The 7,726-nt window shown below is 60.4% G+C and carries 9 protein-coding genes; 2 read left to right on the top strand and 7 right to left on the bottom strand.

Annotated features, from left to right (window positions below; all coding sequences use genetic code 11):
- On the bottom strand, window positions 1–787 hold a 787-nt coding region (gene glyA, locus AC6RA8_RS18425; RefSeq protein WP_500354686.1), incomplete at its 3' end, for a serine hydroxymethyltransferase.
- A 182-nt stretch (window positions 788–969) separates the two neighbouring features.
- On the opposite strand from glyA, the gene AC6RA8_RS18430 reads away from it, so the two are divergent.
- The gene (locus tag AC6RA8_RS18430; RefSeq protein WP_500354688.1) at window positions 970–1,731 is read left to right on the top strand and encodes an NAD kinase; all 762 of its coding nucleotides are present in this window, start codon (window positions 970–972) and stop codon (window positions 1,729–1,731) included.
- Here AC6RA8_RS18430 and AC6RA8_RS18435 read toward each other — a convergent pair whose 3' ends face one another.
- Genes AC6RA8_RS18435 through AC6RA8_RS18445 form a run of 3 tightly spaced genes read right to left on the bottom strand, consistent with a single transcriptional unit; the run spans window position 1,732 to window position 3,330 of the window.
- Window positions 1,732–2,313, bottom strand: coding sequence for an SCO family protein (locus tag AC6RA8_RS18435; RefSeq protein WP_500354690.1), 582 nt, complete (start codon window positions 2,311–2,313; stop codon window positions 1,732–1,734). It lies immediately after the preceding gene.
- The gene (locus AC6RA8_RS18440; protein WP_500354692.1) at window positions 2,297–2,863 is read right to left on the bottom strand and encodes a hypothetical protein; all 567 of its coding nucleotides are present in this window, start codon (window positions 2,861–2,863) and stop codon (window positions 2,297–2,299) included. Before AC6RA8_RS18440 ends, AC6RA8_RS18435 begins: the two co-directional genes overlap by 17 nt.
- A gap of 2 nt (window positions 2,864–2,865) precedes the next feature.
- Window positions 2,866–3,330 carry a hypothetical protein gene (locus tag AC6RA8_RS18445; protein WP_500354694.1) on the bottom strand — a complete coding sequence of 155 codons (465 nt, stop codon included), beginning with the start codon at window positions 3,328–3,330 and terminating at the stop codon, window positions 2,866–2,868.
- Between the two features lie 168 nt (window positions 3,331–3,498).
- Here AC6RA8_RS18445 and AC6RA8_RS18450 point away from each other — a divergent pair, with 168 nt between their 5' ends.
- Window positions 3,499–4,515, top strand: coding sequence for a M48 family metalloprotease (locus tag AC6RA8_RS18450; protein ID WP_500354696.1), 1,017 nt, complete (start codon window positions 3,499–3,501; stop codon window positions 4,513–4,515).
- A gap of 3 nt (window positions 4,516–4,518) precedes the next feature.
- Here the strand turns inward: AC6RA8_RS18450 and AC6RA8_RS18455 are convergent, their stop codons facing one another.
- The 3 genes from AC6RA8_RS18455 to AC6RA8_RS18465 all read right to left on the bottom strand — a co-directional run.
- Entirely contained in the window at window positions 4,519–5,814 is a 1,296-nt protein-coding gene (locus AC6RA8_RS18455) for an SPOR domain-containing protein (protein ID WP_500354698.1), read from the bottom strand.
- Window positions 5,815–5,882: 68 nt separating this feature from the next.
- Window positions 5,883–6,515, bottom strand: a complete 633-nt coding sequence (upp, locus tag AC6RA8_RS18460) for a uracil phosphoribosyltransferase (RefSeq protein ID WP_500354700.1) — start codon at window positions 6,513–6,515, stop codon at window positions 5,883–5,885.
- A 142-nt stretch (window positions 6,516–6,657) separates the two neighbouring features.
- A partial coding sequence (locus tag AC6RA8_RS18465) for a phosphopentomutase (protein ID WP_500354702.1) occupies window positions 6,658–7,726 on the bottom strand: 1,069 nt, incomplete at its 5' end.

The raw sequence follows: 7,726 nt of genomic DNA on the forward strand, positions 1-7,726 counted from the left end.
AGATGGCCGAGTTGAACTTCTTGGCCAGCGCCTCGTCATTGGTCAGGATCATGCCACCGCGCGGGCCGCGCAGGGTCTTGTGCGTGGTGGTCGTCGCCACGTGCACATGCGGGAAGGGCGAGGGGTATTCGCCCGCGGCGATCAGACCTGCGAAGTGGGCGACATCGGCCAGAACATAGGCACCGACCTTGTCTGCAATCTCGCGAATACGGGCAAAGTCGATCACGCGCGGGATGGCTGAGCCACCGGCGATGATCATCTGCGGCTTGTGCTCGAGCGCCAGCGCTTCGATCTGGTCATAGTCAATGTCCAGTGTGTCGCGGCGCACGCCGTATTGCACTGCGTTGAACCACTTGCCCGACTGGTTGGGGCGCGCACCGTGGGTCAGGTGGCCGCCGGCATCCAGCGACATGCCCAGAATCGTATCGCCAGGTTGCAGAAGCGCCTGGAAAACACCTTGGTTGGCTTGCGAGCCAGAATTCGGCTGAACATTCGCGAAGCCGCAATCAAACAGCTTGCAAGCGCGCTCAATGGCAAGGTTCTCGGCCACGTCGACGAACTGGCACCCACCATAGTAGCGGCGGCCTGGGTAGCCTTCGGCGTATTTATTGGTCATCACCGAACCCTGCGCCTCAAGCACAGCGGCGGACACGATGTTCTCTGACGCGATCAGCTCGATCTCGTCCCGCTGGCGACCCAGCTCGTCACGGATTGAGCCGAACAGCTCGGAATCACGATCGGCAAGGCTCTGGGTGAAAAAACCATCTGTGCGGTGGGGCGCATTCATGGGAACTCTCCTGCGTGGACTGAGTCGTTTTGATTTGCCGTTTCCTATCGGAAACCGGGCCTTTGAGCAAAGGATGTATCCCGACCAATCGTACATCACCAGCGACAAAGCGCGCTGGGCGCTGGTAAGGGGCGAAAAGATATGGTTCTTTCGGCACAGAACGAATGCCATAGGAAACACCAATGCCACTCAAGATCGCCTTTGCGGCCAGCCGCGCGCCGGTTGCGCAAACAGCACGGGCGACATTGATCGGGCGTTATGGTGATGTGCCTGCCGAATCCGCCGACGTCATTGTCGCGCTGGGCGGCGATGGGTTCATGTTGCAGACCCTGCATGCGTCGCAGCACTTTAACGTGCCCGTTTACGGCATGAACCGCGGGACCATCGGCTTTCTGATGAACGAATATGGCGAGTCCGATTTGGAGGCACGCCTCGAAGCCGCTGAAGAAGCGGAATTGAACCCGCTGTCCATGACGGCACTGGATACCAATGGCAAAAGCCATCATGCGCTTGCCATCAATGAGGTGTCCTTGCTGCGCGCAGGCCCACAGGCCGCAAAACTGCGGATCACCGTGGATGGCCGCCTGCGCATGGACGAACTGGTGTGTGACGGTGCGCTGGTGTCCACGCCTGCTGGCTCAACGGCTTACAATTATTCTGCGCACGGGCCTGTCTTGCCCATCGGATCGGACGTGCTGGCACTGACTGCCGTTGCCGCGTTCCGCCCGCGCCGCTGGCGCGGTGCACTGCTGCCCAAAACAGCCAATGTCAGAATTGACGTGTTGGAGGGCGACAAACGTCCGGTCATGGCCGAAGCGGATTCGCGATCTTTCCGCGACATTGCTGCCGTGGAAATCCAGTCTGAGCCGTCCGTCGTGCACCGCATTCTCTTCGACCCCGGTCACGGGCTCGAAGAGCGGCTGATTTCAGAACAGTTCAACTGATCAGCCCTGTGGCGTGATGTAGCCTCTGGCTATTTTCGTGGCCTGCGCCACGTCCAGAATGGGCGGCAATAGGGTCAACAGCTCACCATCGCCATCCAGAAGGTGCACGAAACTGCCATGGGAGTAGATCCAGCCGTATTCCGGGTCCTGGAACAGTGGCTCAACCTCGACCTTGAAGGCATCGTAAGCCACCTGCAAGGCATCATCTTCACCCGTCAACCCGATGAAATCCGGATGGATCTCTGCCAGCGGCGCCCCCATTGTATCGACCTGATCCTGATCCGGCGCAACCGTGATCATTACCGGGGTCACATCGATCCCGTCGGCGGCCAGCTCGTCCACCACCTGCGCCATCAACGGCAGGGCAGCGGAACAGATGTTCAGGCAATTGGCATAGCCAAAGAACAGCAGCTGATGCTTGCCGTCCGGATCAACCTGCGTGCGCGTTTGGCCGTTCTGATCCAACAGTGCGTAAGGTCCACCAATATCAACCGGAAACGGGCTTTGGCCTGCGGCGGGCATCCCCGCCACAAGCGCCAAGGCCATCAAAACACCGCGCATCACCTCAGAAGTTCTCCGCAATCCAGGCCTCATCGAACTCAAGTCCCAGACCCAGATACCCTTCCTCAGCGATAATCGCCTTGACGCCGGGATCGCGACGGAACCACGGACCTTTGCCCTTGGCCTCAGGGTGTTCGGCGGCCCAGTTCTTGGTCCACTTGTTCGCCTTGATCTTGTCACCACCTCCCGGCGGCACAATGGTCTGCACCAGATAGACATTGTTGGCCCCAAGCTCGGGGTCATCAATCATCAGCCCGTCGACGGTGATGGTCTGGTTGCAAAAGGGCTGCAATTCGACGGCTGCACCGGTAAAGGCCGGCTGGCTGTTCTTCATCGGCAGGATCAACGTGTCATCGGCGGTGCGCAACAGACCAAGCTGGCGCTTGCCAGCGCCACAATCGGCAGGGCAATCGCCCGTGAAGGTGCACAACAGGTCAACGACCGTGGCCTCGAACGTGGCCGGAACCTCGGCATACAAGTTCCAACTGCGCGCTTCGGACCCTTCAGAGAAGTCTTGCGCAACGAGCGGAGACGCCATCAATGCCAGTGCGGCTGTAAGCTGTTTCAGCATGATCAGTCTCCTTGTGGCCGGGCGGATTTCGGGATCGAGAAAGGCGGCACGTTGCCATAGTCGTTGTGGTTCTGATTGGTGATATCGAGGTCGGACACCACGTCAGACACCACAAGGTACTTCAGACCATCACGTTCATAGAGCATGCCGTCGGCCTCGACCGTATGCGCCGCCAGTTTGAGCGCGGTGTCACCACCAGCCGTCTGGTCATCCTCACCCACCCTGAGCACCATGTAGACAGTGCCATCTTCTGCCAATAGCCCAACAGGGATACCGCCCGCACTGCACCACAACGCGCAGGTGTGGTGCGCCGACCCCACCACCGCATCGGGACTGCCCATTACGCCCGAGTAATAACACCAGGTGTCAATAATCTCTCCGGTCACCTGAATACGTGTGCCTTCCGCAGCATGTCCCGCCAGCGGTAGGCTCATCACTGCAAGCGCGCTCAGAATGAGTGATCGCATGATACGGCCTTTCCTGTTCAACTGTTTTGCAGGCTGACAGTTGTACCCAACCCGGTCAAATCACGCTTTTGGTTTCGACGTTTTTGTGATCGCTTGGCGCTTGGTTACGGCTCTGCTATTCTGACAGCCAAAGACAGAGGCAATGAACCCGCCCGCCAAAGTACAGGTATGACAGCACTCAGCAAATATGATCGGCTCGAAGCAACGGGCCTGTGGCGTGACGCGGCGGATGCGCAGCGGCGCGAAGTTATCGTGTCTATCGGGGATGCGACCTTGATCATCTCCGACCTGAATGACCGCGCCATAACGCACTGGTCACTGGCCGCCGTTGAAAAGGGGCCCGCTTCCGACAAAGGCGGCGCGGCTTTTCATCCCGATGGAGACCCGGATGAGGTTCTCGAATTGGGAGCGGACGAGGCGGCGATGATCGACGCAATCGACACGTTGCGCCGCGCCGTTGCGCGGGCGCGGCCCAAGCAGGGCCGACTGCGCTGGGTCGGCGCCGCGGTGTCGGTGTCTGCCGTGGCAGCACTTGCCATTTTCTGGCTGCCCGGCGCATTGGTCGACCACGCCATGCGTGTGGTCCCCCCGGTGAAGGAGGCAGAGATCGGTGCGGCCTTGCTGGCCCGGATCGAACGTGTGTCCGGCCAACCCTGCAACAGTATCGAGGCACGCCCGGGTCTTGTTGCGCTGGCTGGACGCACCGGGGTGGCACGTGTCGTGGTGTTGCCCGCGGGCGTCCGAGAGGTTCTGGCCTTGCCCGGCGGTACAGTGCTGGTGAACCGGACGCTGGTTGAAGACTATGAAGAACCGGACGTTGCGGCCGGCTATATCCTTGTCGAACAGACACGCAGCGCCGAAAAACCGCCTCTGCGCGCCCTGCTTGAACATGCCGGTCCACGCGCCACAGGCACCTTGTTGACAACAGGATCGCTTCCATCCAGCGCGCTCGAGGCATTTGCAGAGGATCAATTGGCCAAAGCCATTGTTGAAATACCAGCCGAAACGCTTTTGCCAGCCTTCGCTGCCGCAGAGGTGCGCAGCACGCCTTACGCCCGGGCGCGCGACATCTCGGGCGAGGCAACCTTGCGGCTGATCGAAGCCGATCCGATGTCAGGCCAAGACCCGGTCCCCGTTATGCAGGACCGGGATTGGCTTCAACTTCAGGCGATCTGTGAAAGCTGACCATTACTTCCTGACAAAAGCGTCCGAGAAACCAAGCGCGCGGCTGCGGGACAAACCGTTTGACAGATCAGCCGATGATCCAAAAGGTCCCGCCAAGACAATCTGATACGATTTTCCGCCGCGTTTGAACTTGCCAATGCGCGCTGGCAGACCAGACCGCACAATACGTTGCGCTGCAGCCTTTGCATTGGCGGGCAAGCTGTACGTTCCCACTTGGACATAGCGGCCTTTGACCGCTTGCTTCGCTGTATCGGGAGTGGCGCGCGCCGCAGTTTTCACAATCGGCTTTGCAGCAGTCCGCGTTGATACAACAGGTTGCCGAGCTTTGTTGCGTGTCTTGCGCTGCACCCATTTCATGAGTTGCCCATCACGCTTGATGAGGGTCACAGTCCCCAGATCACGCTCTTGCGTTGCGACATCCACATACGGGTACACGAGCGGAACGGTCGCTGTGACATCACGACCGGTGCGGCGATCGATCAGGCGCCGTGGCACGGTCCGTGTCCATGCAAGCCGGGTTTGCGCAATGCCGTTCAAGGACTGCTCCGCACGTCTCCGGTTCAAGCGGTCATCCTCCCAAACCGGCTGATAACCCTCCGGTATCGGTGCGGGACCTTGCGCAATTCGGCTGTCATAGACGTGGAGCGGCACAACCCGGGTTTCGGGATCAACCGATCTCGTTTGTTCGGCATTGTTGATGGATGCGACCGGTACCCGACGCACGGTCGTGGTCGGCGCCACCCTGGTTTGCTGGGTAGCAGGGGCGGTTCTCTGTACCGCAGGCGCCTGAGCGCGGGTGGGGGCTGGGGATGTTGCAGCAACTGGTCGGGCCGGGGCTGGCGCCGGTACGGATCGACGTACAATCACACGCTGAGTTGGTTGGGCCGGCGCTGCGGGCGCAGTCTGCGTTGTCCGAACAGTGGGGCGTGCAACCGGCGCAGGTTGCACCGGAGTTGCCGTGCCCGAGGCAGAGGGCGCGATTGTAATCTGCTCCGGCGTTGCCCCTGCCGATTGGCCCGGTGTGACGCGCGCGGCAGCCGCAGCTTCGGCTGACAGTGTTGGCGTCTGACCGCATATCAACTGACGCTGCCGGTTCACTCGGGGGACCCAAGTGACATTGCCGTCAATGCCTGCGCGCACATAGACGCAGCCCCGGCTGTCCACATATTGTGTTCCGTTGAAGGATGCTGGCGGAAACTCTGCCGGGGTCTGCGCATCACGCAAGGATTGGGCGTGGCCAAACCCGATAGACAACGACGCCGCGATGACAGCCCAAGCTGCAATTCTAGTTACTTTCATTATATCCCCCACAAGATATGGGGAACACGATGCCTCAACACCCGGCATGAGTAAAGCGGCGATACCCGCTATTTGGTGCCAAACATGCGATCGCCTGCATCGCCAAGTCCCGGAACGATGTATCCCACGTCATTCAGCTGATCATCGACCGCAGCGGTCACGATTGGGACGTCCGGATGCGCGTCCTTCATGCGGGCAATGCCTTCGGGGGCAGCCAGCAGGCACAGAAAACGGATATTGGTCGCCCCGGCCTCTTTCAGCTTGTCGATGGCCGCAGCAGAGGAATTGCCGGTGGCCAGCATCGGATCAACCGCAATGACCAGGCGATCTTCCAACGATTCCGGCACTTTGAAATAGTATTCGACGGGCTGCAGCGTCTCTTCGTCCCGGTACAAGCCAACAAACCCGACCCGGGCCGAAGGGATCAATTCCAGCACCCCGTCCAGCAACCCATTCCCCGCGCGCAGGATCGAAATCAGGGCCAGCTTCTTGCCATCCAAGGTCGGTGCATCCATCTCCTGCATAGGGGTCTCGATACGTTTGGTCGTCATCGGCAGTCCGCGCGTCACTTCGTAGGCAAGAAGTTGCGAAATCTCCCGCAACAGCTGCCGGAACACGGCCGTCGGCGTGCTCTTGTCACGCATGATGGTCAGCTTGTGCTGGATAAGCGGGTGATCAACAACGGTCAGATGTTCGGACATGGCGCAGCTCCTTGGTGATACCTTCTTCTGCCCCGACAGCGGCATGGGGACAATCCCCTTCATCTTGCCAAGTAAACTTCAGGGTTTGTGGCAGAGCCTCAACGCGCGTCAGCGCCAAAAGGTCGCGTGCGCCGTCAGGCGCTCATTGTGGTGAAACGCCCAAATGCCGCGCCACCAAATGCGCCACATCCTGAAAGCCAATCAGCCCCAGCGGCGTGCCATCCCCACCATGAACCAAAACAGGCACCCGCTCGCGCGTATGATCGGTGCCCACCCATGTCGGATCATTGCCATGATCGGCGGTCAGAACCAGCAGATCACCGGCGCGCAGCCGTGGTAAAATGCGGCCCATCTCGGCATCAAACCATTCCAGATGACGGGCATACCCCGAAACATCCCTGCGATGCCCATACAGGCTGTCGAATTCGACAAAGTTTGCAAAGGTCAGGCTGCCATCCTCGGCGGAACCAACCAGATCAGCCAAATGACCCATCAGGTCGACATCCGCGCCCTTACGCACCTCATCAAAGCCCTGCATCGAGAAGATATCGCCGACCTTGCCCACGCCAAAAACGCGGTGTCCTGCATCCTGCACCCAATTGGTCAGGATCGGGGCAGGCGGAGTGATGGCGTAATCCCGGCGGTTCACAGTCCGCTCAAACGCGCCCTCCACTCCGACAAAAGGGCGGGCAATCACACGGCCAACCCGCATCTTGTGCAGAACTGGCGCCACCGCTTGGCACAGGTCCAAAAGCCGGTCCAAACCGAAATGCTCTTCGTGTGCTGCGATCTGGAATACGCTGTCCGCAGAGGTGTAGCAGATAGGCTTGCCAGACCGGATATGCTCGGCACCATGCTCGGCAATGATGGCGGTGCCCGACGCGTGGCAATTGCCCAGTATGCCGTCAACACCGGCCGCAGCGCAAACGGCTTCAACCACGGCGTCCGGAAAGGCCGGGCGCGTGTCGGGGAAGTAGTGCCAGTCCCAAGGCACCGGGACACCCGCCAATTCCCAATGGCCTGACGGCGTATCCTTGCCCTGCGACACCTCCGTGGCAGCACCCCACGCGCCTGACCGCGCGTCCTGCCCATTGGCAAGTGCCATGGCCTCGAACAGCCCAAGCGCGCGCAGATGTGGCACATCCAGTGGCCCGCTGCGGCCATCCTCTGCGCGGCCCGCGGCACAGGCTTCGGCAATATGACCAACAGTA

The organism is Tateyamaria sp., from assembly GCF_059783535.1.

What these genes read in the sequence shown, in the direction of transcription:
- AC6RA8_RS18430 (WP_500354688.1), top strand. Translation starts at nt 970, where the DNA reads ATGCCACTCAAGATCGCCTTTGCGGCCAGCCGCGCGCCGGTTGCGCAA.
- AC6RA8_RS18440 (WP_500354692.1), bottom strand. Translation starts at nt 2,863, where the DNA reads ATGCTGAAACAGCTTACAGCCGCACTGGCATTGATGGCGTCTCCGCTC.
- AC6RA8_RS18445 (WP_500354694.1), bottom strand. Translation starts at nt 3,330, where the DNA reads ATGCGATCACTCATTCTGAGCGCGCTTGCAGTGATGAGCCTACCGCTG.
- AC6RA8_RS18450 (WP_500354696.1), top strand. Translation starts at nt 3,499, where the DNA reads ATGACAGCACTCAGCAAATATGATCGGCTCGAAGCAACGGGCCTGTGG.
- AC6RA8_RS18455 (WP_500354698.1), bottom strand. Translation starts at nt 5,814, where the DNA reads ATGAAAGTAACTAGAATTGCAGCTTGGGCTGTCATCGCGGCGTCGTTG.
- upp (WP_500354700.1), bottom strand. Translation starts at nt 6,515, where the DNA reads ATGTCCGAACATCTGACCGTTGTTGATCACCCGCTTATCCAGCACAAG.